The sequence below is a fragment of the Desulfotignum phosphitoxidans DSM 13687 genome (genome assembly GCF_000350545.1).
GTDB lineage: Bacteria > Desulfobacterota > Desulfobacteria > Desulfobacterales > Desulfobacteraceae > Desulfotignum > Desulfotignum phosphitoxidans.
This window is the reverse complement of sequence record NZ_APJX01000016.1, coordinates 28,741-54,791: the sequence shown is the minus strand read 5'-3', so window position 1 is coordinate 54,791 and position 26,051 is coordinate 28,741. Positions and strand designations below refer to the sequence as shown.

General features: G+C 53.3%; 28 protein-coding genes. 3 read left to right on the top strand and 25 right to left on the bottom strand.

Annotation, left to right across the window (positions count from 1 at the left end; genetic code table 11):
* Positions 1–24 precede the first annotated feature (24 nt).
* From DPO_RS22290 to DPO_RS22275, 4 genes are read right to left on the bottom strand one after another with little or no spacing between them, the layout of a single operon-like run.
* Entirely contained in the window at positions 25–1,440 is a 1,416-nt protein-coding gene (locus DPO_RS22290; RefSeq protein ID WP_006968647.1) for an efflux transporter outer membrane subunit, read from the bottom strand.
* Positions 1,430–4,573 carry an efflux RND transporter permease subunit gene (locus DPO_RS22285; protein WP_006968646.1) on the bottom strand — a complete coding sequence of 1,048 codons (3,144 nt, stop codon included), beginning with the start codon at positions 4,571–4,573 and terminating at the stop codon, positions 1,430–1,432. The genes DPO_RS22290 and DPO_RS22285 overlap by 11 nt, the downstream gene beginning before the upstream one ends.
* The gene (locus tag DPO_RS22280; protein WP_006968645.1) at positions 4,570–5,946 is read right to left on the bottom strand and encodes an efflux RND transporter periplasmic adaptor subunit; all 1,377 of its coding nucleotides are present in this window, start codon (positions 5,944–5,946) and stop codon (positions 4,570–4,572) included. Before DPO_RS22280 ends, DPO_RS22285 begins: the two co-directional genes overlap by 4 nt.
* A 2-nt stretch (positions 5,947–5,948) precedes the next feature.
* On the bottom strand, positions 5,949–6,569 hold the full coding sequence (locus tag DPO_RS22275) for a TetR/AcrR family transcriptional regulator (RefSeq protein ID WP_201765664.1): 621 nt from the start codon (positions 6,567–6,569) through the stop codon (positions 5,949–5,951).
* Positions 6,570–6,757: 188 nt separating this feature from the next.
* Between DPO_RS22275 and DPO_RS22270 the strand changes: the two genes are divergently transcribed.
* Entirely contained in the window at positions 6,758–6,970 is a 213-nt protein-coding gene (locus DPO_RS22270; protein ID WP_006968643.1) for a hypothetical protein, read from the top strand.
* A 101-nt stretch (positions 6,971–7,071) separates the two neighbouring features.
* Here DPO_RS22270 and DPO_RS22265 read toward each other — a convergent pair whose 3' ends face one another.
* From DPO_RS22265 to DPO_RS22240, 6 genes are all read right to left on the bottom strand, one after another.
* The gene (locus DPO_RS22265) at positions 7,072–7,452 is read right to left on the bottom strand and encodes a pyridoxamine 5'-phosphate oxidase family protein (RefSeq protein WP_006968642.1); all 381 of its coding nucleotides are present in this window, start codon (positions 7,450–7,452) and stop codon (positions 7,072–7,074) included.
* Between the two features lie 104 nt (positions 7,453–7,556).
* The gene (locus tag DPO_RS22260; protein ID WP_006968641.1) at positions 7,557–9,437 is read right to left on the bottom strand and encodes an SLC13 family permease; all 1,881 of its coding nucleotides are present in this window, start codon (positions 9,435–9,437) and stop codon (positions 7,557–7,559) included.
* On the bottom strand, positions 9,438–9,950 hold the full coding sequence (locus tag DPO_RS22255) for a ferritin family protein (RefSeq protein ID WP_006968640.1): 513 nt from the start codon (positions 9,948–9,950) through the stop codon (positions 9,438–9,440). It abuts the gene before it with no gap.
* Positions 9,947–10,759, bottom strand: coding sequence for a formate dehydrogenase accessory sulfurtransferase FdhD (gene fdhD, locus DPO_RS22250; RefSeq protein ID WP_006968639.1), 813 nt, complete (start codon positions 10,757–10,759; stop codon positions 9,947–9,949). The genes DPO_RS22255 and fdhD overlap by 4 nt, the downstream gene beginning before the upstream one ends.
* 181 nt (positions 10,760–10,940) lie before the next feature.
* Positions 10,941–11,150 carry a hypothetical protein gene (locus tag DPO_RS22245; protein ID WP_006968638.1) on the bottom strand — a complete coding sequence of 70 codons (210 nt, stop codon included), beginning with the start codon at positions 11,148–11,150 and terminating at the stop codon, positions 10,941–10,943.
* Between the two features lie 119 nt (positions 11,151–11,269).
* A complete protein-coding gene (locus DPO_RS22240) occupies positions 11,270–12,703 on the bottom strand; it encodes an RtcB family protein (RefSeq protein ID WP_006968637.1) in 1,434 nt (477 codons plus the stop codon).
* A gap of 203 nt (positions 12,704–12,906) precedes the next feature.
* Here DPO_RS22240 and DPO_RS25385 point away from each other — a divergent pair, with 203 nt between their 5' ends.
* On the top strand, positions 12,907–13,044 hold the full coding sequence (locus tag DPO_RS25385) for a DUF2442 domain-containing protein (RefSeq protein WP_006968636.1): 138 nt from the start codon (positions 12,907–12,909) through the stop codon (positions 13,042–13,044).
* Between the two features lie 196 nt (positions 13,045–13,240).
* Here the strand turns inward: DPO_RS25385 and DPO_RS22235 are convergent, their stop codons facing one another.
* The 15 genes from DPO_RS22235 to DPO_RS22165 form a co-directional block, all read right to left on the bottom strand.
* Entirely contained in the window at positions 13,241–13,777 is a 537-nt protein-coding gene (locus DPO_RS22235; protein ID WP_006968635.1) for a GNAT family N-acetyltransferase, read from the bottom strand.
* Positions 13,778–14,044, bottom strand: a complete 267-nt coding sequence (locus DPO_RS22230; RefSeq protein WP_006968634.1) for a type II toxin-antitoxin system TacA family antitoxin — start codon at positions 14,042–14,044, stop codon at positions 13,778–13,780.
* Between the two features lie 175 nt (positions 14,045–14,219).
* Entirely contained in the window at positions 14,220–15,542 is a 1,323-nt protein-coding gene (locus DPO_RS22225; protein ID WP_160166944.1) for an NlpC/P60 family N-terminal domain-containing protein, read from the bottom strand.
* Between the two features lie 71 nt (positions 15,543–15,613).
* On the bottom strand, positions 15,614–16,330 hold the full coding sequence (locus tag DPO_RS22220; RefSeq protein ID WP_152427790.1) for a hypothetical protein: 717 nt from the start codon (positions 16,328–16,330) through the stop codon (positions 15,614–15,616).
* A gap of 26 nt (positions 16,331–16,356) precedes the next feature.
* Entirely contained in the window at positions 16,357–16,647 is a 291-nt protein-coding gene (locus DPO_RS22215) for a helix-turn-helix domain-containing protein (RefSeq protein ID WP_006968631.1), read from the bottom strand.
* The gene (locus DPO_RS22210; protein WP_006968630.1) at positions 16,640–16,966 is read right to left on the bottom strand and encodes a type II toxin-antitoxin system RelE/ParE family toxin; all 327 of its coding nucleotides are present in this window, start codon (positions 16,964–16,966) and stop codon (positions 16,640–16,642) included. The genes DPO_RS22215 and DPO_RS22210 overlap by 8 nt, the downstream gene beginning before the upstream one ends.
* A 133-nt stretch (positions 16,967–17,099) precedes the next feature.
* A complete protein-coding gene (gene pyrE, locus DPO_RS22205) occupies positions 17,100–17,768 on the bottom strand; it encodes an orotate phosphoribosyltransferase (protein WP_006968629.1) in 669 nt (222 codons plus the stop codon).
* A gap of 58 nt (positions 17,769–17,826) precedes the next feature.
* Complete coding sequence (locus DPO_RS22200) at positions 17,827–18,648, bottom strand: dihydroorotate dehydrogenase electron transfer subunit (protein ID WP_006968628.1); 822 nt, start codon at positions 18,646–18,648, stop codon at positions 17,827–17,829.
* The gene (locus DPO_RS22195) at positions 18,645–19,595 is read right to left on the bottom strand and encodes a dihydroorotate dehydrogenase (protein ID WP_006968627.1); all 951 of its coding nucleotides are present in this window, start codon (positions 19,593–19,595) and stop codon (positions 18,645–18,647) included. The genes DPO_RS22200 and DPO_RS22195 overlap by 4 nt, the downstream gene beginning before the upstream one ends.
* Entirely contained in the window at positions 19,595–20,809 is a 1,215-nt protein-coding gene (gene nqrF, locus DPO_RS22190) for an NADH:ubiquinone reductase (Na(+)-transporting) subunit F (protein WP_006968626.1), read from the bottom strand. The genes DPO_RS22195 and nqrF overlap by 1 nt, the downstream gene beginning before the upstream one ends.
* 20 nt (positions 20,810–20,829) lie before the next feature.
* Positions 20,830–21,438 (bottom strand): NADH:ubiquinone reductase (Na(+)-transporting) subunit E, encoded by a 609-nt coding sequence (gene nqrE, locus DPO_RS22185; RefSeq protein ID WP_006968625.1) that lies wholly within the window; start codon positions 21,436–21,438, stop codon positions 20,830–20,832.
* A gap of 9 nt (positions 21,439–21,447) precedes the next feature.
* Positions 21,448–22,083, bottom strand: a complete 636-nt coding sequence (locus tag DPO_RS22180; RefSeq protein ID WP_006968624.1) for an NADH:ubiquinone reductase (Na(+)-transporting) subunit D — start codon at positions 22,081–22,083, stop codon at positions 21,448–21,450.
* Between the two features lie 10 nt (positions 22,084–22,093).
* Positions 22,094–22,846 (bottom strand): FMN-binding protein, encoded by a 753-nt coding sequence (locus tag DPO_RS22175; protein WP_006968623.1) that lies wholly within the window; start codon positions 22,844–22,846, stop codon positions 22,094–22,096.
* Complete coding sequence (locus tag DPO_RS22170; protein WP_006968622.1) at positions 22,839–23,999, bottom strand: NADH:ubiquinone reductase (Na(+)-transporting) subunit B; 1,161 nt, start codon at positions 23,997–23,999, stop codon at positions 22,839–22,841. Before DPO_RS22170 ends, DPO_RS22175 begins: the two co-directional genes overlap by 8 nt.
* 12 nt (positions 24,000–24,011) lie before the next feature.
* Complete coding sequence (locus tag DPO_RS22165) at positions 24,012–25,343, bottom strand: 4Fe-4S dicluster domain-containing protein (RefSeq protein ID WP_006968621.1); 1,332 nt, start codon at positions 25,341–25,343, stop codon at positions 24,012–24,014.
* 295 nt (positions 25,344–25,638) lie between these two features.
* Here DPO_RS22165 and DPO_RS22160 point away from each other — a divergent pair, with 295 nt between their 5' ends.
* Positions 25,639–26,028 carry a hypothetical protein gene (locus DPO_RS22160; protein WP_006968620.1) on the top strand — a complete coding sequence of 130 codons (390 nt, stop codon included), beginning with the start codon at positions 25,639–25,641 and terminating at the stop codon, positions 26,026–26,028.
* Positions 26,029–26,051: the final 23 nt, after the last annotated feature.

Here is a 26,051-nt window from a genome sequence, read left to right as displayed (position 1 = left end):
TCAATGGATTTTGATCTTTTCTATTTATTTTGAATTCCTGTGCGCGGGGTTCCATCCACCGCCGAGCGCTTTGTAGAGCCGAATCAGATTGGCTGTAACTTCTGCGCTGCTTATTGCCAGACTGTCTTCCGCAGTAAACAGCGTTCGCTGAGCGTCGAGAACATATATGAAGTCTCTCAGTCCATCCTTGTATAATGATTCAGCAAGATTCGCAGATTTTTTTGCCGATTCTACCATATTTTTCATAGATCCTCTGCGGTCCAGCTCGCGCACGTAAGCTACCATGGCGCTTTCGACATCCTCCAATGCTTGCAGGATTGTCTGTTCATATTCGATGAGTGCCTGATTTTGCCGTTCACTCTGCACCTCGATATTACTTCTGACGCTACCGGCATTGAATATGCTCCATTGAAACGCCGGTCCGATCGTCAACAGGCGGCTCATACTGTCGAAAAGGCTGGATGCGCTTGTGGTGGAGAATTGTAATATGCCATTGAATGTGAACCGGGGATACAAATCCGCTTTTGCGATACCCACGCGCGCGGACTGGGCGGCCAGTTCCCGTTCAGCCTTACGGATATCGGGACGTCTTCTGATCAGGTCGGCTGGGATACCGATTGCGATCTCAGGGGGTGCTGTGGGCATTGGGGATGCCTCATGAAAAAAATCGTTTAATACGCCCGGTTTTTCGCCTGTCAGCACAGCTATCCGGTTCATGGCTTGCTGCAGACCCGACTTAAGCGGTGGAAGCTGAGACTGGCTGGAGGCAAGATTGGATTTGGCCTGCTCCAATTCCAATGAATTTGCCAGCTGAAGGTCGAATCGATCCGTTACGATCTGGAGTGTCTTCCGTTGAGCATCGATATTGGTTTCAGCCACGCGAATTCGGTTTTGAAAAGAACGGACTTCAGTATAGTTAAGGGCCAGTTCCGCCACCAGGGAGACCTGGACACTGCGCAGCGTTTCGATGGATGCCTGCATATCGGCGGTAGAGGCCTCAATACGGCGGGTTATCCTTCCGAAGATATCGATTTCCCAGGCAGCGTCGAAATCGGTCGCATAGAGCTCACCGGTCGGTTGATCCCCTTCTTTCACCTTGGCGGCAGAGCCGGCTGCGGTCACGGCCGGAAAACGTGCCGCTGTTTCGATCCCCCGCGCAGCCCTGGCTTCCCGAATCCTGGATCGGGCTATATCCAGATCCAGATTCCCGGAGAGCCCTCGGTTCACCAGTTCATTCAAGCGAGGGTCCTCAAAGACTTGCCACCACTCACCGATATCCGCCTGCGACACGACCAACCCGTATTCGGGCGGTTGTTGCCATTGGTCCATGTCAGCGCGGGGCTCAGGCGGTGTATAATCCGGACCCACGGTGCACCCCGCCCAGAGGAGACTCAAAAAAGCTAACATAAGTCCAAAAGGTTTGTTGCGTTTACGAGTCATATGCATTTCCTTCTGCTTCACTCTTATTAAAAGAAGCCTTTGATTCTTCGCCAATTTTTTCCACGATCCCGAAATCTCCCAGAATTAAATACATACACGGAAGAGCCAATAGAACCAGAGCCGTGCTCGCCATCAATCCAAACGAGGTGCTGATGACAAGGGGAATCAGTATCTGGGCCTGAAGGCTTCTTTCGAATAACAAGGGCAGCAGGCCGACAATGGTAGTGGTCGAAGTCAACAACACTGCACGGAACCGGTCCTTGCTGGCCTGAACGGCCGCATCATGCATGGCGAGCCCTTCTTTTCGGGCGTTTTTCAAAAAGATGACCAACAGTATGGAATCATTGACCACAATACCACCCAGGGCTATAAACCCCAGCAAACTTGGCATGCTGATGGGTACACCCATAAGGCCGTGTCCCCAGACGACACCGATTAGGGAAAAAGGAATGGCCAGCATGACGATGAGCGGTTCGGTATAGGTCCTGAACTGAAAGCTGAGCAAGATAAAGATCCCGATAATGCCAATAACCATGGCTCCGAACATCGACTTCTGTGTGGTGTTGGTTTCTTCGAGAGATCCGGCTATCGCCAGCTTTAAACCCGGGTATGTTTGATTGAATTCAGTGAGATAAGTTTTTCGAAAAAGGTTCATCAATTCATTGGTGTTGACCAGGCGGGTATCCACATCGCCGCGCAAGGTCACCGCCCGCATACCGTTGAAACGGGCGATTCGTGCCCATCCATTTTCCATTTTCCATGTGACCACTGCCTTTAGCGGCACCTGATTTCCGTCGGCAAGGACAAGATTGAAATTTTCAATGTCCTGTAAATCATTCCGATCCATGTCGGCCAAGCGGATCTCTATCTCGTAGGACTCCGGCCCGACCTGGATTTCATCGGCCACAAGGCCCTGGAATGCGGCCCGCAGCTGGTGGCCGATATCGGTCGCGTCGATCCCAATACCATACGCCTCTTCCCGCATCCGCATACGGATTTCGGGCTTGCCGGTTCTTAAATCGTCCGCCAGGTTCACCACGCCTTCGAATTGGCCGAACCAGCCCTTCAAGTCTGTCACGGCCTTTTTCATTTCATCCAGGTCTTTTCCCCGCAGACGTACTTCAATGGGGCGGCCGCCCGGTCCAAATCCCGGCTCGCCCAAAGTAAGACTGAGCACATCCGGCAGATTGCCTATTTCCTTGCGCCAGCCAGCCAAATAAGCCTCAACCGTGCCGGTCCGTTTTTCTGCGGTCAGCAGATCCACTGTAATGGTGGCCACATGGGGCCCGTTTTCAAATGCTTCCGTGTTCAGGTTGTACTGGACGTAGGCATTTTGTATCAGATCCTGGTGGTCGGGCTGATCCGGCTTAAAACGCTGATTGGTCCGCTCCAAAGCAGCCAAAATATGCGCCACGACCCCCTCGGTCCTTGAAAGCGGTGTCCCTTGAGGCATCAGCAGCCGGGCCATCACAACATCGCCCTCCAGGTCCGGAAACCCCTGGAACTTAATTTTGCCGGAAGCTACCATGCCCAATGAAAGGATGAATACTCCGATCAGTGAAGTCAGGAAAAGATAGCGCCGTTTCAGCAGAAATTCGACAGAACCGCCCACCAGACGGTCTCGCATCCAGTTGAAAAAGGCATCAAATCGTTTTCTGAAACGGTTTGTTTTGTTCAGAGCAAACCCGTGCATGGCGTGATTGATGTGGGCGGGAAGAATCCCAAAGGCTTCGATCAGGCTTACGACCAGCACCAGAATCAGCATCATGGGAACCACTTTCAGGACTTTGCCGATTTGCCCTTCGATAAAGGCCAGGGGGCCCAGGATACAAATGGTCGTGATAAGAGAAGATATCACGCCCGCGGCGACTTCTTTGGTGCCGTCGACTGCGGCTGCGAGCGGTGATTTCCCGCGCTGCCTGTGGGCCATGATATTTTCCGCAATCACAATAGCGTCATCCATCAGCAAGCCGAGGGCCATCAACAAGCCAACCATGGTGAACATATTGATGCTGAGGCCCAAATGAGGAACAATAATGAAAGCTCCCAGAAAAGAGACCGGCAGGCCCATGGCTACCCAAAAGGAGATGCGAACATTGAAAAACAGCCACATGGTGCCAAATACCAGCAACAGACCCTGGATGCCGTTGGAGAGGAGCATATTGAGACGGTCTTTCAGAATTGTTGTTTCATCCTGGGTGATGGTCAATTCCATCTGCGGGTGATGCACTCGCTCGTCTTCCAGAAAGGCTTTCACTTTCTGGGCCACCCGAATCGCATCCTGGGTTTTTGATTTTTCGATTTTCAGAAGCGCATTTCGTCTCCCATCTTTCATGATTTTTTCTTCATCGAGTTCAAACAGATCTTCGACCTTGGCGATGTCACCGAGGCGGAGTGTTCCGCCTTCCGGACCGGCCAGAATGATGAGATTCTCCAATGCCGCGGGTGTTCGACGCTGATCGACAAAACGAAGCAGGATATCTCTTTCACGAGTTTCAATGGTGCCCAGGGGGATGTCCTTGCTTTGCGTGGCGATGATCGCCGCCACCTGGGAAGCGCTGAGGCCTATTCGACGCAGTGCTGCGTCAGAGAGCGAAACCCGCAGCTGGTGATCGGAAAACCCCTCGATATTTATCAATGAAACCCCCGCCTCCTGCATCCGTTCCTTCAGGTCTTCACAATAGGCCTTGAGATCCGGAACGGTCATGGGGCCGGAGACAAGCAGAGCTAACACGGGATCAGTCCTTCCGAGCTGAGAAATGACGGGGAGTTCCACTTCCTGCGGAAAATCATCGATGGCATCGATTTCGGTCTCTACATCGCTCAAAAATGCCTGGATATCGCCGTCCGTGCTCATTTCAACAATAATCGAGGCCATCCCCTCACGGGCGTCAGAGCGGACTTCCGCCACAAAATTGATTCCGTCAATGGCGTCTTCCACCCTTCGGCAGACCACCTCTTCGACCTCTTGAGCGGTGGCACCGGGATAGCGGATGCGAACCTCAACTTCGGTGGGTGCAAAATCGGGTTGCGTTTCCCGAAGGATATAGGGCGTGGTCAGAGCGCCCGCAACCAGGAATGCGATCATCAGCAGATTGGCCGCGGTGGGATGTCCGGTAAAAAAACGAATCATTGTTTCGCCCTCTTTCCCTGGCTTAAGGCCATCAGGTGTTGTTTCAGACTGTCATCAGATACAGGCGAGACTTTCATGCCGACAATAGCCGGGGAGGGATCGGATACCACAACCATTTCCCCGCCTGACAGGCCGGATTTGAGGACGACAAATTCAGACTGGGCAAAATCCTCATCCACCTGTTTTTTTTGCAGCCGGTGTTCCCGGTCAACAACGAATACACTGCTGTCGTGAATGGCGGATCGAGGCACAACCACGCTCCCTGGTCGCGCAGGGCCTTGAAGTTCCACCCGGCAAAACATGCCTGCTGTTAGAGGGGGACGTACGCCGGGTTCGGCTTTCTCATAGGGGCGGTCCACGGCGACCACAACCTTCATTTCTCGGGTCTTTACGTCCACCGTCTCCCGGACTCTGTCAATTCGGGCTTCCCATTCAGCTGACCAGTCACCGCTTTGCAGGCTGATGATCACGCTGACATCACGGAACAGGTCTTTGAACGCTCCAGTACTCAGCCCCGGCTGAAATCGCCCGCGCACCTGTTCGCTCAAGAGATTTCGTAATTCTTCAACTCGAAACCGGGCGTCGATCTCCGTGACAGCGGTCCCGTGGGCTTTAAAAAGCGACTGGCCGGCCCGTAAAAACTGCCCGGTTTCAATATCCACATCACCGAGCCGGCAATCATATGGCGCTTTGATGACGGTTTTGGCCAAATCAATTCGGGCTTGCTTTAGATTGGACCGATGTACGTCAAGTGCCGCATTCAGGGCGTTTCGTTTTGAGGGGATCAAGGCAAGCGCGTTTTTCAATTGCTGTACATTTTGTTTTTGCTGAAGATAATTTCTTTCTTCCCGGTCCACCTCGTCCTGGGAGATCGCATTGCGTTTCAACGCTTCAAGTTTACGTTCAAGGGATTTTTGAGCCAAGGCCAATGATCGCTGCTCCACTCCAAGCAGTTGTTTGGTATTCTCCTCGTCCTCGGCGAGTTCTTTGATGTTTGCCCGGGTTTCTTCAACAGTTGCCTTCAAACGGGCCACCGCCAGTTCGTATTCCGTTGGATCTATTTGAATCACTACGCTGTTGGCTTCTATCAATTCCCCGGATTTCAATCGAGGATGAATGGACACGACGGTCCCCCTGACTTCAGCAACCGCTTCCCATATCCATCCGGGTTCGGCAACCCCGAAACCCACAACTCTTGGGACCAAATCCACATAAGGCACCTCGATGACTCGAAGGGGCCTTATTGATTCTTGTCCTTGTTTCCGTGCGGGACCGGGCTTGTGCGTCACCAGGTATGCCACCACCAAAACCGCTGCCACCATCGGCAGGATTATCAGAAACATTTTGAGAATTTTATTAATGATTTCCTTCATGATTATATCTGTCCTTGTTCAGTTTTGGTTGAGACGGATCGGACGAAAGCTGGCCACACATTTTTTACATGAGCGGTAATGTCGAAAAGACCTTCGGAAATATTCGACAATATCGCTGCCGGCAGGATCATCCCCATAAACAGGACTGCAGCGGTGGCTGGTTCAATCTTTTTGTGAATGGAACCGTCCTGCTGCCCTAAGGCGATGATGGCTTGAATCTCTTTTAAATAGTCTGTGATTATACTTGTCACCCGGCTTTTCCGTTCCGGAGCACCAGTATAGACCGCTTCGGAGAACACCACGGATGGAATGGCCCGATTTTCGTCCAGGAGGAAGGCATGCCGGATCAACAGCAGCCGAAGCTGTTCCAGCGGAACATCGGTCTGCTCCCGGACATGGGCCACATTGTCCAGGAGCCGTTGCCGGATCAGGTCCAGCACGGCATCGAGCACGGCATCCTTGCTGGCGAAATGCCGGTACAACGCCGAGGGTACAATCCCCACCCGCCGGGCAATGCCGGCAATGCTCAACCCTGAAACCCCCTGGTCATTGATCAGGTCAAGGGCGGCCTGGGTGATCTGTTCCTGGCGCTGTTGTGTGTCTGTTTTCCGGGCGGACATCATGGACTCCAATCAGAATTGTGATTCACAATTCACATTCTAGTGAGAGATTTGTTCATTGTCAAGTCATTTTGTCCAAACGCAGTTGCTTTCTTCGATATATGTATTATTGTTTTTGGTATCAAGCCGGTTGCAATTCAGACATGATGTTTGAATGAAACAGATGGTTTTAATTTTGAAAGGAGGACGCGATGGAATTAAGAAACTGTGTTCCCCAAAAAATGATGCAGTACTTATTTGTTGGATTTCTGGTGGCAGCAGCCGTTGCCATGACGATTGTCAGCCTCACCATTTTACCCATTGTCGGATTTGCCGTGGTCATTCCGATTGTGATTCTGGCCGTGTATGTGTTTCGTCTCCGGCTCAACAATCAATGCGAGATTGATGTGTCCAAAGATGTCTGATTGATCGAGTAATGTTTAAAAAAAATCCGGGAAATATTTTATATTATGACCGTCTCTTAAAATATTTCCCGGACAAATCATTTTGTAACAAAAGGTGACAGTTAGTCTGTGCCGTCACCGATCAACGGCAGTTGTTTTTCCAGGGTAAAGTACACCAGAAACCGGGGCTCCTGTTTGTCATCCGTGTATCTGCGGCGCTTTATTTTTCCCACCAGTTCCGGATTTTCCTCTTCTTTGACCTTTTTGAGAAACAGACGTTTGCCTTTGTAGCCCGGACCGTTTTCAATGAACAGAAATGTGGCGTGCGGGTTGGAGGTCAGGTTCTGATGGGTGAGCCGGTCCCTCATGATAAAGGCCAGTTGATCTGCTTCCAGAAAATGGGGACGGGAATAGATGGCGGCATCCACTTTGCCGCTGCTGTCTGCAGTAGCCAGAACGCCCGTGCCTTTGGTATTTTCAAAATAAAATTTCAATGCTTTCATGATCGCTCCTTTGACAGTGTTTAAGGTCATAAACAACAACCGGTCTGATACTCACAATAGTCATCCGGAATCATTTGTAAAGGAGCTGATTTCTGGCGGCCAATTCAGGCAGCCATGCCGTAGACGGCCCAGAACATGATCATGACCACGGCCATGAAGATCAGGGTCATGCCCGTGCCGGCCCGGACATAGTCCTTGACCCGATAGCCTCCGGGCCGCATGATCAGGGCGTTGACCTGATGGGTGGGCAGGATAAAGGTGTTGGATGCGGCAATGGCCACCAGCATGGCCGCCATTCTCGGATCCGCCTGGCACTGCACGGCCATGTTCATGGCCAGAGGAATCATGAGCACCGTGGCCCCGATGTTGGACACAAACAGGGTAAAGGCGGATGTGAGAGCGCCTACCAGCAGGAACAAGGTCACGGGAGTGAGAAAATCATGCAGCATATGGGTCAGGCTGGTGGCCAGAAACCCGGCAGCTCCGGTGTTTTCAAAGGCAATGCCCAGGGGGATGAGCCCGGCCAGCAGAAACACCGTCATCCAGTCCACACTCCGGTAAGCCTGGTCCAGGGTCATCACCCGGGTGAGCACCATGCCCACGGCCCCGGCCAAAAGGGAGATGGACAGCTGGATATTGAACCCCAGGGCCAGAACCAGGGCCAGAACCAGGCAGCTCAGGGCCCTGAGCGCGTTTTCCGGATACAGAATTTCCCCTTTCAGATGTTCGGTAAAAGCCAGGATGGGTTTCTGCTTCAGCAGGTGAAGTTTTTCCCATTCCCCATGCAGGAGCACGGCATCGCCGGGCTGGATTTTGATTTCAGAGATGTTTTCCAGAATGAGCTGGTTCTGACGATACAAAGCCAGGGGGTTGACCCGCAGTTTTTTGCGAAACCCGTATTCGTGAAAGGTTTTTCCCACCAGTTCGGATCTCGGCGTGACAATGGCTTCGGTGATGCCGGCATTGTCCATGGACAGCACCCCGGACAGGTCGTTGAGTTCGGATCGCAACGTCCACCCCAGATCATCTGCCAGATTCCGGGCGTGTTCTTCGTTGGCCACGATGCCTATCACATCAAAGGGTTCGATCACATCGGCCCGTCCGGGTTCAGTGACCCGGTACCGGCCGTTTCGCTTGGAAATGCACACCACCGTGGCATGGTATTTCGGCCGCAGTTCCAGTTCCTCCAGGCGCCGGGTGAAAAAATTGCCGGGCACGGCCAGTTCAAACACCTTGCTTACCTCCCGGCCGTAAGTGCATTCCAGGTCATGGTTCAACAGGTTGCAGGCATCTGCCATGGGTTCGGATCTGGGTAAAACCCAGCGCCCCAGAAAAATGAAATACACCAGGGCCGCCACCACCAGGGCGATGCCCATGGGGGCCACAAAGAACAGGGAAAACGGGGAATAAGGCTGATGCGCCACCAGCTCCGGGTTGGCATGCCACCAGGATCCGGCCAGGTCATTGAGCAGGATCAACGGACTGGATCCCACCAGGGTGATGCATCCCCCGATGACCGCGGCATATCCCATGGGAATGAGCACCTGGGAGATGGGCACGTTCAGCTGCCGGCACATGCGGTTCACGGCCGGCAGAAACAGGGCCGCGGCCCCGATATTCTGCATGAAACCGGAGATCACGGCCACGGTGCCGGCCACCAGGGTCATCATCCGGTTCCGGCTTTTCCCCGACAGCTTGATGATCTGTGCGGCCACCTGGTTCATCACCCCGGTCTTGTCCAGGCCGTGGCCGATAATCATGACGGCAATGATGGATACCACGGCATTGGAGCTGAGCCCGGAAATGGCTTGACCCGGGGTGACAAGACCGGACAGGGGCAGCAGTACCATGACCAGCAGCCCTACCATGTCCACCCGCACCAGGTCAAACGCGAACAGGAGAATGACACCTATCAGAAATCCATACACGACCAGCATGTTCCAGGTCATGCCGGGCGAAAGAAACGTCAGCAGATCAGCGGGCATTCAGTCTTCCATGTCGGTTTCCATGAAATTGAACCAGTACCCGTTGTTGGAGGCGAAATCCAGTTCGATCTGGACCACTTCCACATGGCGCTGCTCAATGTCATAGAATTTTTCCAGAATATCCCGGACCGGCCCGTGATCCACTTTCTGAATGGCATCCCGGTAAAACCGGCTGGTTTCCACTTCCAGGGACAAGGCCGCGTTCAGCACCCGTTTCAGATCCCCCAGGATGTCTTTAGGAATCTGGTCGGCCATCTGCTTGATTTTTTCAAAATCCCGGTCCGGAAAGGGAATCGAAGTGCCGGGTTTTTCCAGTTCCTGGTCTTTGTCATCCCTTAAAAGGGTCAGGCCGTGCTCCAGAAACGCCACATGGTTTTGTTCATCATCGGCCAGGGCCTGGAACAGTTCTTTGCCCCGGGGATCGTCAATGGTTTCCACGGCGGACCGGTAAAGATCCCGGATCTTTTTTTCATAGACCAGGGCCGTGGTGAAAATGTCTTGGGATGGTGTCATTTTTTGTCTCCATTTTCTAGGATTCTTTGGGCATGGGTAAACACGGCAAAATTGGTAGGTCTGACAAATCCCACCAGGGTGATGCCCATTTCTTTTGCCAGCAGGATGCTCTGGTGGGTGGGAGCGCCTCTGGATGCCAGGACCGGAATGTCCAGGCGCCGGGCCTTGTGAACAATTTCAGAAGAGATCCGGCCGGTGCAGGCCAGCATGACCCTTGAACAGTCGGTCTTTTCAAGCAGCAACGTGCCCAGCACCTTGTCCACGGCATTGTGCCGGCCGATATCGTCGATAAAAAAATCCGGGATCTGCCCTTTGATACTGGCGGACGCGGAATGAACCCCGCCCGTGATCCGGTGCAGGTCCGAGCAGTGCTGAAGCCAGTGAATCACGGCGATAATGTCTGATCCCTGAATCTGGACATCACTTTGAATGGGATGGCGGGAGGACAGCTCCATCATGGAGGTGTACATCACCCCTTTGCCGCAGCCTGAGGTATACACCCGTTGCCCCAGCAGCTCCGGATCCACCAGGTCCCTGACTTTAATGTCTGCCCGCCATTTGGTTTCATCCAGAGAAAAAGAGGTGATGTCGTCAGCAGACTTGATGAATCCGGAGGTGACCAGAAATCCGCAGGCAAATGCTTTGAGATGGGAGGGGGTGCACATGAGCGTGGCCAGTTCCCGGCCGTTGACATGAAAGGTCAAAGGGATTTCCGCCGCTACACGGGAAGCTTCCTCAGACAGTTCATTGTTCCGGTAGCGGGTGATGGTAAAGGGGATCATTTCCCCTATGGGGGTGTCATCATGCATGCTCAACGTCCTTTTTTTTGTCTGATTTCAGGCGGTATTCTCGCCTGAAATCAGAGTGACATATTTGAATATAGCACCGGGCAAACAGATTTTAAAGGATATTTATGCGGGCTTGTTTCCCTTCTACTGAGGTGGATGCAGCAAGAAGGGGGAAGAAAAAAAGAGGGAAAAAAATCCATGATCAATCAGCCGCATGGCAGTCAGCTGTGGTCTGGTGAACGCAGTCGCTGGGGACAGCCGGTGCCAGCAGCATTTCTTTCTTGCAGAAAGGGCAGAACGGGGTGGCCACGTTTTTTTGATCCATGATGGATTCCGCCTTGAAAGTCATTTCATACCGGTTGGTGCCGGGATGGCTGCAATGCACATAGGTGCAGATATATCTTGTTTCCATTTCGCAATACTCCTTTGGGTTGGATTTCGTAAAACATATCATGGATAATCAATAATATCAATCTGTCAAAATATCGCATCATTGTGTGAGCAACCCGTCAGAATCGGGTTAGAATTGTGTCACCCCTTGACCACGGCCATGGGCCGCAACCTGGCCACCATCCTGGAGATTCCTGCCCCGTGGACCACCCCCACCACCTCGGACACATCCTTGTAAGCTTCCGGCATCTCTTCGGTCATGGTGAACCGGCCCGTGTATTTCACCACAATGCCTTTTTTTGCCAGCTCCTGCTGGATGGAGCGTCCTTTGCCCGCTTTTTTGGCGGCTTTCCGGCTCAAAAGACGTCCGGCCCCGTGGCAGGTGGACCCGAAGGTCTGGTCCATGGCCGTGTCTGTGCCGCACAACACATAAGAGGCCCGGCCCATGTCTCCGGGGGTGAGAATAGGCTGGCCCACGGCCCGGAACCGGTCCGGAATGTCGGGATGGCCGGGACCGAACGCCCGGGTGGCGCCTTTGCGCACCACACACACGGTCTGGTTTTTTCCATCCACCTGATGGGTCTCTTTTTTGGCAATGTTGTGGCACACATCATAGAGCAGGTTCATACGCAGGCTGTTGGGGCTGATGGACAGGGTTTCCATGAATGTCTGCCTCGCTGTGTGCAGCATGATCTGGCGGTTGGCCCAGGCATAATTGGCGGCACAGGCCATGGCCGACAGATAGGCCTGCCCTTCTTCGGACTGGATCATGGCGCAGGCCAGCTGACGGTCAGGCAGGGTCAGCCCCAGCTTTGCCACGCTTTTTTTCATGGCTGCCAGGTGATCGTCACACACCTGGTATCCCAGGCCCCGGGATCCGGAATGCAGCATCACGGTCACCTGGCCGGGCACCAACCCGAATACCCGGGCGGTGTGTGCATCAAAAATCTCTTCCACCACCCCGATTTCCAGAAAATGGTTGCCCGAGCCCAGGGTGCCCAGCTGGTTTCTGCCCCGTTCCAAAGCCCTGTCGCTCAATACCCCGGGATCGGCCTGGGCCAGGCACCCGTTTTCTTCGGTGTATTCGATATCGCTGTCTTGGCCGAATCCCCGGGCCACGGCCCAGGCGCTGCCCTGGGTCAGCACCTGTTTCAGGTCCCGGACGGACAGCCGGACCGATCCTGTGGACCCCACCCCGGACGGCACGGCCTGGAACAGACGGTTGGCCAGGGGCTCCAGATGGGGCCGGACCTCGTCTTCGGTCAAGGCGGTGGTGGCCAGGCGTACCCCGCAGTTGATGTCATACCCCACACCCCCCGGGGAGATCACCCCGGTGTCCCAGTCAAACGCCGCCACCCCGCCGATGGGAAATCCATACCCCAGATGAATGTCGGGCATGGCCATGGCTGCTGTGACAATCCCGGGCAGGGTCGCCACATTGGCCACCTGCTGGAGGCTGCCGTCCCGGAGTAACGCGTTTATGCCGGCTTCCGATGAATAGATGATGCCCGGCACCCGCATCTGTCCGGTTTTGGGAATCTGCCACCGGTAAGGGTCAAGCGGTTCAAGGTGCATGGGGACCTCCTTTTTGTTTCAGATGGGATTCATGAAACGATTATACCACAGGTTCCCCAGTATGAGAATGCAATCACTCATCTGATCGTATCGAAGTATTTCAATGGCGAAGAGAAACGCAAAAGCGTTTAATTTTAAATCAAATCGTGATAATCTGATCTCAGTTTTCAATGGATGTATCAACAAAAAGCGCAGGATGGAACATGATGCCGCCCAGGCAGGAGATGAAAATCAGGGAATGGATATTGGCCAATCAGGTCGCCGTCGACGAACTCGGCGGCATTTTCTGGCCTGAAGGAGAAGACCTGTCACCGGAATTTTTGTTACACCACAGCGGGTGATCCGCCATCGACCAGAACAGGCAGGCGGAACAAAGTGACGAATAGTATACTGCTGTCCACCCATGCCGCTGTTCGATCTCAAACCGTTCTATCACATTTTTTTTCTTCCGGGCGATACCACAACATCCGGGCGTTTGATTTCAACCAGTGCATGAAGATGCGGAACCGAAAACTATTCTTTTCAGATGCAGGATGTTTATGGTTTTTTGAATAATCGGTCTATCGTCTTCATCGGCAGAAACATTCGAATGCGGCCATTGTGTTCACACAATATCTCAAAGCCGTATTTTGCATAAAAACTTTGAGCGGCATCAGTCAGACAGTCAACTGCGACTGCATAGGCCGGCATAAATGTGTTGACTTCCCGCAGGTACGACAGGGCCTTTATCAAAGTAACCTTACCCAGACCACGGCCATGGCACTCCGTGTGAACGGCAAGCTGAGCCAATATAAACACGGGAACAGGGTAGCGTGGTAATTTTTTTGCCAGATTCACAGGAAAATGGTCACGGCATACAGCTCCGGGTGTCACGCTGTAAAATGCGCAAATTGGGAATTTCTGATTCGATAATGAAACGGTTGCCGGCAAAACCATGGTCCGGCTGATGCCCGTTTTCATATGTTTTACCGCCCGGTTTTGAAAAAACGCATTGAGTTCCGGCTCTCCACAATCAAAAGAGGTCCGATCATGAATGGATTTATTCAGCTCAATGAAATGTCTGGTCCATTCCATTTAAAGCCCGTTTTCTTCAGTAAACCGATTGGCTTCGATTAAAGCATCATTGGGGTCTTTTGCCTTTTCACAAGCTGAGATGAACCGGTCAAAAATATCATCGTCAACAACCATGGTCTCATGTTGTGCAATGATCCGGGTTGAATTCTCATCCATTAATCTGACCACATATTCCGTGAGACTTTTCAAGCCTAAAAGCGCTGTTGCTTTTTCCGCTCTAACTTTAATGTCTTCATCAAGTCTTATATCCAAACGTGCGGTTGTCATAATGCCCTCCCATTTGTACGGATGATTTCCGTATTTTTTCCCAAAGATAACACCGCAACCTGAGATCTGCAATATTGAATGAACAAACGACCGGAAAAGTTTTTATATGTCAGCAAAGGAACACGGCATCTCGGTCATGTATCGTCTGTTTTTACCGTGTTTGTAGTAATGATTTTCAATTCAGCAATACCATCCGGGTCAGTTTTTCAACCAGCAGGTCTTGGGGCTGGACCCGAGGGAACTGCTCTTTGCCCGGTTCCAGGGTGGTGATCACGGTGCGGCCCACCACAAGGCGGCCGGACCGGGTGCTGAATGGCGGCCTTGTGGTGATACCCCACATGGCATGGCAGATCACGGGTTGATCCGATGCCGGATCCACTCCCTGGTAGAGCATGATGTGACCGGGCATGTATAAAAGGGTTTGCAGCGGAACCCCTTGGGTCCGGATCAGGGATTGTTTTTCCGGGCCGGACAGTCCTTCCAGGGAAATAGTTTCGCCGAAGTCGGCCTGGTCTTTGGAGTTTCTGGGCAAAGGAAGGCCGAAACCGGCAAACACATCCTGGATCAGGGCGGAGCAGTCCCGGTTTTCATACAGCCCGCCCCAGCCATAGGTCTGTCCCATCAACGCATTCAGGATTTCGGCGAAATTATCAGGGGTGGCAGGAAACGGGAGTCGCTGGATCCCATGATCCCGTACCCTGGCCTCCACAAGTTCCGTATTTCCCAGATGGTTTCGTGCCGGGGCCAGCACCGTGACAAACCCGGTATCAGATGCCGGTTCCTTCATGGGCAGGGCCATACCCACCCGGCCGGAGAAAACCGGGGGGCTGTGCTCTGGAATCACGGGGACCTGGTCGGCCCGGAACCCTGCCAGAGGATGGGCGGAATAGTCCGCCATGACTGCCGCATCCACGGCCGCGATCTCCTGGTACCGCACCCATCCGGCCACCCAGTCGGTTTCCACCAGGGCCCAGAGTCTGTCTTTGCTTTCATGGGTGACCAGCACGGGGGTGCCGGCCGGTACCAGAGAATTCTGCATCATATCAAAGGGAAATCCGCGACCCGGGTGCAAGGGTCCGAAAAACACGGGTTTGTGGGTGGGAAATACCCGGATGGCGGCGTGAGTCACGGTGATGGCCGGCTGGTGGCGCAAAGGATAAATATCGGGTTGAGACTGCCGGGCCATTGAATCCAGAAAATCCGGGGAAAGGGGCAGGTTGTTTTCGCCATATAGACTTTTTAACCGGTATTTTTTCAATCCGGAAAAAACGATTTCAGCAGAATGCTTCGGATCGGTCCGGTGCCAGGGCCTGAAAAACCGGTCTTTGAATTGTTGAAAATACGCTGCCTGGCGGGCCGGATCAAAGATCGGGCCCTTGATGTGCGCCAGATACACCCCGGCATCCTGGGGCAGCATCCGGATATCCGCAACCCGTGCCGGTTGTCTCACGGCACACCCGGCACCAGCCAGGCAAAACAGCAGCAAAACCAAGAGCATTGAAAACCATTTTTTCATGGGATGACGGTACGCGGTTGCGGTATGATTATCAAGATGCGGCAGGAATTGCATTACCGGTCGTTGCCTTGACCCTGACCCTGATTCCGTTCAAGGCCGGTGTTGATCAGCTCTGACAGATCCCTGACAATGGGTGCCATTTGCTCCCGGTGTTCCGGCGGGATCATCAGACAGGTGATGGGTTCGTTTTTAACGAACAATTTGTGGTTTTTCAGATCATGATTCTGAATATCCTGACCGGTCACATCATTGCCGGACAAGGCCCGGTGCAGCATGTCCGACAGATTGCCCGAATATCCGTCCGGGTCCAGGTGCTCGATGGCCTGTAAAAACACATTGTTCACCGTCAGTATCCAGGAGGGCATCTGTGCGCAGCCCGTGTCCCTGCAATCGGTTTCCGAGACCATGGCCCGGCACCCGAAGGGCCGGACATCATAACCTGTGCACAAATCATTTTCCAGCAGCGGGCATCTGCCCCATGCGGGATCGTTTTCCTCTTCCGGCAGGTCGGCATCTTCCATGCACAACCGGGCAAACCCGTTGGTGCTTGTTTTGGGAATATACCGGTTTTCCGGAAATCTTTGTGTGACTGCTGCGTAAATCGACCGGCGCCGGGATGAAGGCAGGCGGTTGGTCATCAACCGGGCTTCAAGGCGTGTCAGGGTCACATTGCAGGTGCAGCAGCCGGCACATCCCGGGCCGCATGCCCGGGCCGTGGATTCCATGATCCGGTCATACAGCTGATAGATATGGGTCAACCGGTCAATCATGTGTGATTTGCCTTCCCCACGGTGCTTCATATGGATTCAAAGTCAACTTTTATCCTGCAATCCAACGCTTTCGCATATTTAGACAACGTCGCCAACGTGGGAAAAGACACCGTTTCCCCGCTTTCCAATCTGGAAATGCTGCTTTTATTGGTTCCCATTTTTTTGGCAACCTCAGCTTGCGTCATGCCTTTTTCAAGCCGAAGCGTAATCATTTTTTTTCTCAAATCCCAAACCGGTGCAAGCCTTTCGTATTCCGCCCTGGTTTCAGGGTCCTTGAGCGCCTCTTTTTTAAAATGTTCGAAATTCGGTCTACCCATTTTTTACCTCTTTCATTCTCTTTATGGCCAGGGCAATATCTTTTTTGGGAATCTTCGTGCTTTTTTTAATGATTGAATGGAGAATTACAACCGTTTCACCCTTGATGGTGCAAAAAAAAGATCTGGCCACGCCCTCTTTTCCCTTGGATCTGATTTCAAACAATCCATCCCTTATGGATGCAGTGTGGGGCCTGCCTAAATTTGGCCCGATTTCCTTAATCAAATCCAAAATATAGATGAGATTGGATTTAATCCCTGCCGGCAGCGAAAGCGTTTCTGATTCTACCTTTTCGCTATAAAATTCAATCTCCCATGCCATGAACTTTATGTTAACATCTTTGATAACATTGTCAATTCAGTTTTTGACATTTCCTGCTGGAAAACAAATTTGAAAACAGAAACCATCCGCTCAATCATGTGTGATTTGCCTTCCCTGGGGGGCTTCATATGGATCAGGCGCTGCCGTATTGCGCCAGATAAGTTTTGATTTTTTCCATCATGGCATCATCCAGGATCACCTGGCCGTTGATTTCTTGGTTGTGCAGAAATGCGGTGATATCGGCCAGGGTGACGATGGCAAAAATGGGTATCCCCAGGGTTTGTGCCACCTCGGTCAGGGCGTTTTTTTCAGTGGTGCCTTTTTCCTGGCGGTCCACGCTGATGACAATGCCTTTGACCTTCGGATTGCCGCTGGTTTTCAGGACCTCCAGGGATTCTCTGATGGCCTTGCCCGAGGTGATGACATCATCCACCAGGATGAGCCGGGTATCCCCGTCCAGGGCCATGCCCACGGTGCTGCTTTTGTCGGCATAGGTTTTGGCTTCCTTGCGGTTGAACACATATCCCGTGTCATGGCCCATATCCGCCAGGGCCATGGCCGTGGATACACACAAGGGGATGCCTTTGTAGGCCGGGCCGTAAATGCCGTCAAATCCGGTGCTGAAATACCGGTGCACGGCTTTGGCGTAGTGGGTTCCCAGGTGGGTGATTTTTCTGCCCGTGTCAAACATGCCCGTGTTGATGAAATAGGGGGCGATACGGCCGCTCTTCAGTTGAAATTCTCCGAATTTCAGGGCGTTGCACTCAACCAGAAAGCGGATGAAAGATTCTTTGTCGGTCATGGGTTTTTTGGATCCTCTGGGGTATCAAGGTTGTTTTAAACGCGCATTACAAAAGCCGTTACAGGCAGCGCCAGGAAACATACTCGGACAAGGGCACGGCATGTCCGGATTTAAGCAGGGCCGTGCGGTTGAAATCCGGCATTTTTTTCAGTTGTTTGGAGTCAAACACGGGCCCGTCTTTGCATACCACCTGATCGCTGCACACACAGGCACCGCACACCCCGAACCCGCACCGCATATACCGTTCCAGAGACACTTGGCAGGGGATGCCGTGCACGTCACACAAGGTGAACACGGCGTGCATCATGACCTCAGGGCCGCAGGCATACACCCGGTCAAACGGGGGGGTGCCCTGATCAGCCCGGCGCCGGATCTCTGCGGCTAAAAGGTCGGTGACCATTCCTTTGTGGCCCAGGCTGCCGTCATCCGTGGTAATATGGCGGTTTGCGGCAAACCGGTCCGGAAAAAGGATAAACTCATGGGTTCTGGCGCCATGGACGAAAAACAGGTCCGGGTGCAGCCGTTCCACCAGGGGGGCTAACGGGGCCATGCCGCAGCCGCCGGCCACCACGGCCGTATGGGGGGAGGAAATGATATCAAACCCGTTGCCGAACGGCCCTCTGATGCCCACAAAATCCCCGGGACTCAGATCAGCGGCCCGGCGGGAAAACAGGCCTTTGGCTTCGATGGTGATACCGAACCGGGTGGGGGAGTGGTACGACAGACTATAGGGTTTTTCATCGATTCCCGGCAGCCACACCATGACGAACTGCCCGGGCCGGAAATCAATGGCAAAATCAAAAAACAGGGTGGTATAAACGTCGTTATGCACGGTTTTTTCCGCCACAGTGAGTATGACAGGCTTTTGATCAAGGATCATGGGGTTTTCCTGGATTTTTTTGCAGTTGAATCCGGGCCGGCAATGGGGTCATGGGCCGCGCCGATAATGTCATCCCGGGTGCAATGATGGGCTGCCAGCCAGTCGGTCAGCTCCCGGTTCACCTGCTCGAACACGTGAATGCCCCGGTACCGCACGGCCGATCCCATGCCCACCAGGGTGGCGCCTGCCATGAACATTTCCACGGCATCTTCTCCCGTGGTGACCCCGCCTAAGCCGATAATCGGGATGGACACGGCCCGGTAAATGTCATATACGCACCGCACGGCAACGGGTTTGATCATGGGGCCGGACAACCCGCCTTTTTTGAATGCCAGCACGGGCGTTCTTGCCTCGATGTCAATGACCATGCCCGGTCCGGCCGTGTTGATGGCGCAGATGGCATCGGCGCCCGCATCCTCGCACACTTTGGCGATTTTCCCGATATCCGGGGCCGCCGGGGTGAGTTTGGCGATCAAGGGAACAGCAATCACGTTTTTGACGGCATTTGTAACGGCAAAAGCTGCTTTTTCATCCACACCGAACAGCATGCCGTGAAGATCGGAATTGGGGCAGGAGATATTGATTTCAATGAAATCCGGTCCCTGGTCGGACACGAATTGCGCCACTTTGACAAACTCTGCCACGGACCCGCCATAAATACTGGCATTGACAGGAAAATCCCGGTTTGCCAGGGCCTGCCATTCCGCATCCATGTGATCATATCCCGGGGTGGGCAGTCCCACGGCATTGATCATGCCGCCGCCTAAGTCAATGACCGTGGGGTTCTTGTGCCCGTCTCTGGGGGCCGGACCGATGGATTTCAGGGTCACCAGCCCACACCCGGCCTGGTGAACCCGTTCCAGAATTTTTGCATTATTGCCCAGAATGCCCGAGGCCAGGACCAGGGGATTTTTCAATTGTTTCCCCAGAAACGTGATATTGTCCATCAGCTGAACTTGTCGAAAAAAATCATGTCATCCTCCACGCCCAGATCGTACAGGGATTCAATGACCGCATCGATCATGGGCGGCGGGCCGCACAGGTAGTATTCGATTTCCGTGGGGTCCTCATGGTCTTTGAGATAAGAATCGATGAGATGGACATGGACAAATCCCGTGGGCCCGGTCCAGTTGTCTTCTTTTTCCGGGCTGGACAGGGCCACATGATAGGTGAAATTATCAAACCGTTTTTCAAGATCCAGGAACTCCTCGTGATAGAACATCTCCTTGACGGATCTGGCCCCGTACCAGAAGGTGATTTTGCGTCCGCTGTCGATCCCTTCCAGCTGGTGGAGAATATGGCTGCGCAACGGCGCCATGCCGGCCCCGCCGCCGATAAAGCACATCTCTTTGTCCGTGTCTTTGGCCATGAAATCGCCATAGGGGCCGCTGATCTGCACCTTGTCTCCGGGGTTGAGCCCGAATATGAATGAGGACCCGAATCCGGGCGGAATGCTTTCCGTGCCCGGCGGGGGCGTGGCAATGCGCACATTGAGTTTGATAATATCTTTTTCATGGGGGGGATTGGCCATGGAATAGGCCCGGAACCCCGGCTTGATCCCTTTGGCTGCCAGATCGAACAGATTGTATTTTTTCCATTCACTCACATATTTGCTGTCAATCTGGAAATCCTTGAAGGTCAGCTCGTATTCCGGCACATCGAGCTGGATATAGGCCCCGGCTTCAAATTCAATGGGTTCTTCCGGTTCCAGCACCAGCTCTTTGATAAAGGTGGAGACATTGTCATTGGACACCACAACGGCGTTGACCTTTTTGATGCCGAAGATGGATTCCGGTACCTGGATGGCCATGTCCTGTTTGACCTTGAGCTGGCAGGACAGCCGGACCCCTTCCAGCTTTTCCTTTCGGGACAAATGGGCCAGTTCCGTGGGCAGGATGGCACCGCCGCCGTCCGTGACCTTGCATTTGCACATGGCACAGGACCCGGACCCGCCGCAGGCGGACGGCAGAAAAATGTCATTTTGTGACAGGGCCGACAACAGCGTGGGATTGCCGGAAACCGTGAGGGCATCGTCTTTGCTGTCGTTGATGGTAATGGTGTGGCTGCCCTGGGTGGTGACTTTGGCTTCCACAAATAAAAGCACAAACACAAGGATAATGATCACGCTGGAAAATATCAACAAACTGACAAGGTAAATCACTGCATGCTCCTTAAGTTATGCTAGAGGGTGATGCCTGAGAACATCATAAAGGTCATGGCCATGAGCCCGGCAATAATCATGATAAAACCAAACCCGTCCAGCCCGGCCGGAACATCGGCATACCGCACTTTTTTGCGGATGGCGGCCATGGATACGATGGCCAGCATCCATCCCGTGCCGGACCCGGCACCGAATACCACGGATTCGACAAAGGTGTGGTTGCGCTCCACCATGAACAGCGAAGTCCCCAAAATGGCGCAGTTGACGGCAATCAGGGGCAAAAACACCCCCAGGCTGGCATACAGCAGCGGAGAATACCGGTCAATGACCATCTCAACGGCCTGAACAATGGCAGCGATCACCGCAATAAAGGTGATGAATTTTAAAAAACTCAAATCCATTTCCGGAAACCCGGCCCAGGCCAAAGCCCCGGGGGCCAGCAGGCCGTGGTAAATCAGCCAGTTCACGGGACTGGTGACCGTTAAAACGAAAATCACGGCCAGTCCCAGTCCTGTGGCGGTTTCAATGGTTTTGGATACGGCAATGAACGAACAGATGCCTAGAAAATAGGCCAGCAGGATATTGCCGATGAACACGGAATTGACAAACAGACTCAGCAGATCGCCCATGGCAGCTCCTTATTTTTTTTCGTGGGATATGCCGCCGGGCAGGCTGTTTTTGAGCCAGACCAGCAGGCCGATGATGAAAAACGCCCCCGGTGCCAGTACCATGATGCCCATGTCCTGGAACCCCATATCATACACAAACTGAGGGATCACGGAAATGCCGAAAAACTGTCCGGATCCCAGCAGTTCCCTAAAAAATGCCACGGCCATCAGGATCATGCTGTAGCCTAAGCCGTTGGCAATGCCGTCCACAAAAGAATCCGCCGGGTTGTTGGCCAAAGCGAACGCCTCGGCTCTTCCTAAGATGATGCAGTTGGTGATGATCAGGCCCACAAAAATGGACAGCTGTTTGGAAATATCATATAAATACGCCTGGAGGATCTGGTCCGTGACGATCACCAGGGAGGCAATGACCGTCAATTCCACGATGATCCGGATGTTGGAGGGGATTAAGTGGCGCAGGCTGGAGATGATCAAACCGGAAAATCCCGCCACCAGGGTCAAAGCGATGCTCATGACCAGGGCCGTGGACATTTTGACCGTGACGGCCAAAGCCGAGCAGATGCCCAGCACCTGGTAAGCCACGGGGTTTTCCCTCCAGATGCCTTTGACCAGAATCTCTTTGTAGTGAGAAAGATCGTTTTGCATGAAAATATCCTTATTCATCCAGCAGTGTTTCTAAATGGGTCTGGCTTCCTTTTTTCTGGCGGAAAATAATGGAAACCGGTTCATATTGCGTCAATGTCTCCTCCAGCCCTTCACTGAGGTATCGTCCGGTCAGGGTGGCCCCGGAGATGCCGTCCACGTAATGGTCCTGGAGGTTTTCCGGCAGGTTCTCGGATTTGCCTTTGGCAATGTTCACGGAAACCAGCTGATTATGGGCGTTGAGAATTTTTTTGCCCTTGAAATTGTCCTGAAACCACTGGCTTTCGATTTCACCGCCCAGGCCCGGGGTTTCGGAATGGCTGTACACGGAAAAGCCGGCCACGGTTTCACCGTCGGCTTCAAATGCCAGGTAGCCATGGATTTTCCCCCACAGCCCCCGGGTGCTGATGGGGACAATATATCCCTGTACCTGCTGATCCGTATGGATCAGGTACAATTGGAGACTGTCACCCGTGGCGTTTCTCAGGATCTGTCCCCGGGGGTCGGCATGGACCTCCCGGATATGGGTATCATAGATGGTCTGAATTTTTTCAGGAGTCAGTTTTTCATTGTCCGGCAGCAGGTTGGCGGCTTCCAGCAGGTTGGTTTTTTTATCCAGAATCCGGTTTTGCTGGTGCAACGGCTTGAGCATTGTGGCGGCGGAGGTGATCAGTACACTGAAAACGAGAGCGACTATCAGTGCAAAGAAAACCACATATACCCGGCTGTTCTTGAATGACCTTTTGGATTGCTTTTTGTCAGACATTGGGAATCCTCTTTGAAATGCGGTGTTTCATGACCAGATGATCCAGCAGCGGGGCAAACACGTTCATGAACAGAATGGCCAGCATCACGCCCTCGGCAAAGGCCGGGTTGGCCACCCGCAGGATCACGGTGAGAAATCCGATGAGAAACCCGAAAATCCACCGGCCCGGGTTGGTGCCCGGCGCAGACACGGGGTCCGTGGCCATGAAAGAGATGCCAAACAAAAACCCGCCGGCGCACAGATGGTAAATCGGACCGGCATCGGCCCAGGTGCCGTAGGTGCCCGGAAGAAGCCAGGCCAGCAGCGCGGTCACAATCAGCCCGGCCATGCCGCCCAGAATGATCCGATAGTTGGCGATGCGGGTGATCATCAGAATAGCGGCCCCGATCAGACAGCACAGGGCCGAGGTTTCTCCGATACTGCCGGGCACCAGCCCGAAAAACAGATGCGGCAGGGAAAATCCCTGGTCGGCCAGGGCCGCGGTCAGGCTGGTGCCGCCGTCGGCTGTGACGGCCAGGGCCGTGGCACCGGTGATCCCGTCCACGGCATTGGCACCGGCCACCCATACATTGCCGGACATGGTCACGGGATAGGAGAAAAACACAAACGCCCGGGCCGTGAGTGCCGGGTTCAGAATGTTCCGGCCCGTGCCGCCGAAGATCTCCTTGCCGATGACCACGCCGAAGGAGATGCCCAAAGCCACCTGCCACAGGGGGATGGTGGGGGGCAGGGTCAAAGGAAACAGCATCCCCGTGACCAGGAACCCTTCCGATATGGGATGGCGCCGGATGGCGGCAAACAGGATCTCCCAGAAAAATCCCACGGCATAGGACACAATGACAATGGGCATCACCACCCAGGCCCCGGACAGAAAGGCGCTCCAGAAATCAAGGGATTCTCCTCTGGCCAGACCGGACTGAAACCCCGTGTTGTACATGCCGAAAAACAGCACGGGCATCAAAGACAGCAGCACCACACTCATGTATCGTTTCAGATCCAGGTGATCCCGGATAAAAGGCCCTATGCGGGTTTTGGGGGACGGCAGAAAGAAAAAGGTTTTGGTGGCATCAAACAGGGGCGCCAGTTTCGCGAAATTTCCGGATTCACTGAAATCGTGTTCCAGCAGATCGAATATTTTTTTGATGGGATTCATGGTATCGAATGGTTATCCTTGTTTATCCTTGTGATGGGTATCCATACCCAAAGACAGAATCTGGGTCAGCTCGATTTTAGACGGGCAGGTAAAAGAACACAGCCCGCATCGACAGCAATCCAGAAGTCCCAGCTGCAAAGCCTCTTCAATGTCGTCCCCGTGCAGGGCCTTCATGATGAAACTGGGCATCAGATCCACGGGGCAGATGGTTTCACAATACCCGCAGTTGATACAGGCCCGCTCTTCGCCGTGCAGGGTACCGTCCAGCTGAACTTCTTTGTTCACAAGGCAGGAAAGAAAGGTTTTGGATACTGTGGGCTTGTTCAGCCCGGGCCTCAGGAATCCGAACATCTCATCATCGGGCGCGTCCGGAAGAATGTTCAACGTGGTTTCAAAAAAACCCAGGTGGGTATCCGGGTCCACTTTCCTTCCGTTGAGCTGGCCTGTGGTGATCACACTTTCGGGAGAAAAATTGCCGGCCAGCAACCGGACAGGTGCGCCTAAGCGGGTGATCATATGCGGTTTTTTGTCTTTTCCTTTGGTGACGGTCACCAGGGTTTCCACGGGATACCGGCCCGTTTCCAGAAACTGAGCCATCCGGATCAGGCCCTCCACATGGATATACCAGGCCTGGTTTTCTTCCGCCTTTGTTTTAATGTGATATAAAATCGCGCCCGGGTCCCAGGCCGGATAGATGTCTGCCACCTGATGGGTGATTCTATGTCGGACCGGTTCAAGCCGGTCCATGGAACTTTTGCGGGCCGCGACAATGACCCGGTCGCTGAACCGTTGAAGAATGGCCAGCCCGAATTCAAACGGTTTGATTTTATCCTCAAGGACCCGGCCCGGATGCGGAGAAAACAGATCATTGCCGTTGAGGCAGACAATGATCAAAGGCGGGGTTGAACGGCTGTCCGCCGTATCCCGGGACGGCAGCTGCCGCAATGTCTGCCACATGCCGCCCTGTTTGAGCCGGTCGGTCAGATCCGGGTCTGAAAGGGAATTCAGGTCTGCCGGAGACACGGGGTCGAATTCCACAAAATCGTCCATGCCGTCCAGGGCGATCACCACCTCGACCAGGCGGCGCCGGGGACCGAACCGGATCTGTTTCACGGGGCCGGTGCCCGGAGACACATACCGGATGTCAGGATCCCGTTTGTCATGAAACAGCGGGGTGCCGGTTTTGACGGCTTGTTTTTCTTTGACCAGCAGTTTGGGCCGGATGTGGGGGATGTCCAGAGCGGAAACGCCCACTGTGGCCGGTCGCGAAAGTCGGATGACACTGGTGTCCGGCATGCCGGCCAGTTTCAGTTTAAAGCCTTTGGAAGGTGCAATTTTTTCCATGTAATGTATGGGTTCCCATGGTTGTTCAAATCGATTCCACCTGGCTGAATATTTTTTTCAGCGGAAAAATTCAGTCTACCAAATTTTCGGGGCAGATCAATACCCCAATTTTTTTTACCTTACCATAAAGAAAATGGGCCAGCAAATTAAAAAGCGGATAAAAATCCGGTAAACCCGTTTTGTATGGCATAGGGAGGAACCGGTATTTTTTGATCTTGATTTTTTTGATCAGGTTATTGTAAAAAAAGGGCTTAATTCATAAACCATTTGAGGAAGTCAAGGATTGGTGAATCTGATGAATCAGAATGCGCTGAAAAGTATTTTTACCCGGGATTTCTGTGATACGCTGTTGCCGCCCCATACCAGTGACCGGTTTTTTGAGGCCTTGTATGGAGATGTGTCCGAAGGGGCCTATGATATCCGTCTGGAATGCCTGTCCGTCAAGCCGGAAACCGTGGAGCTGGGATTTCATTTGATTCAGCGGCCCGGCAAGTGCCTGGTGTGCAGCCTGACACATGGGTTGCCCAAAGTGTTTGCCCGGCATCCGCTCATCGATATCAAGGGCATGGTCCAAAAAATCAAAGACGTCGGGGTACCGGTCAAAGACTGGCGCTTGGGCCATACCAACGAAAAAAACAATACCCTGCATGTGATCCCTTTTTATCTCGATATGGCAACTCCCTGATCGTTAAAAAACGGAGCAGAAAA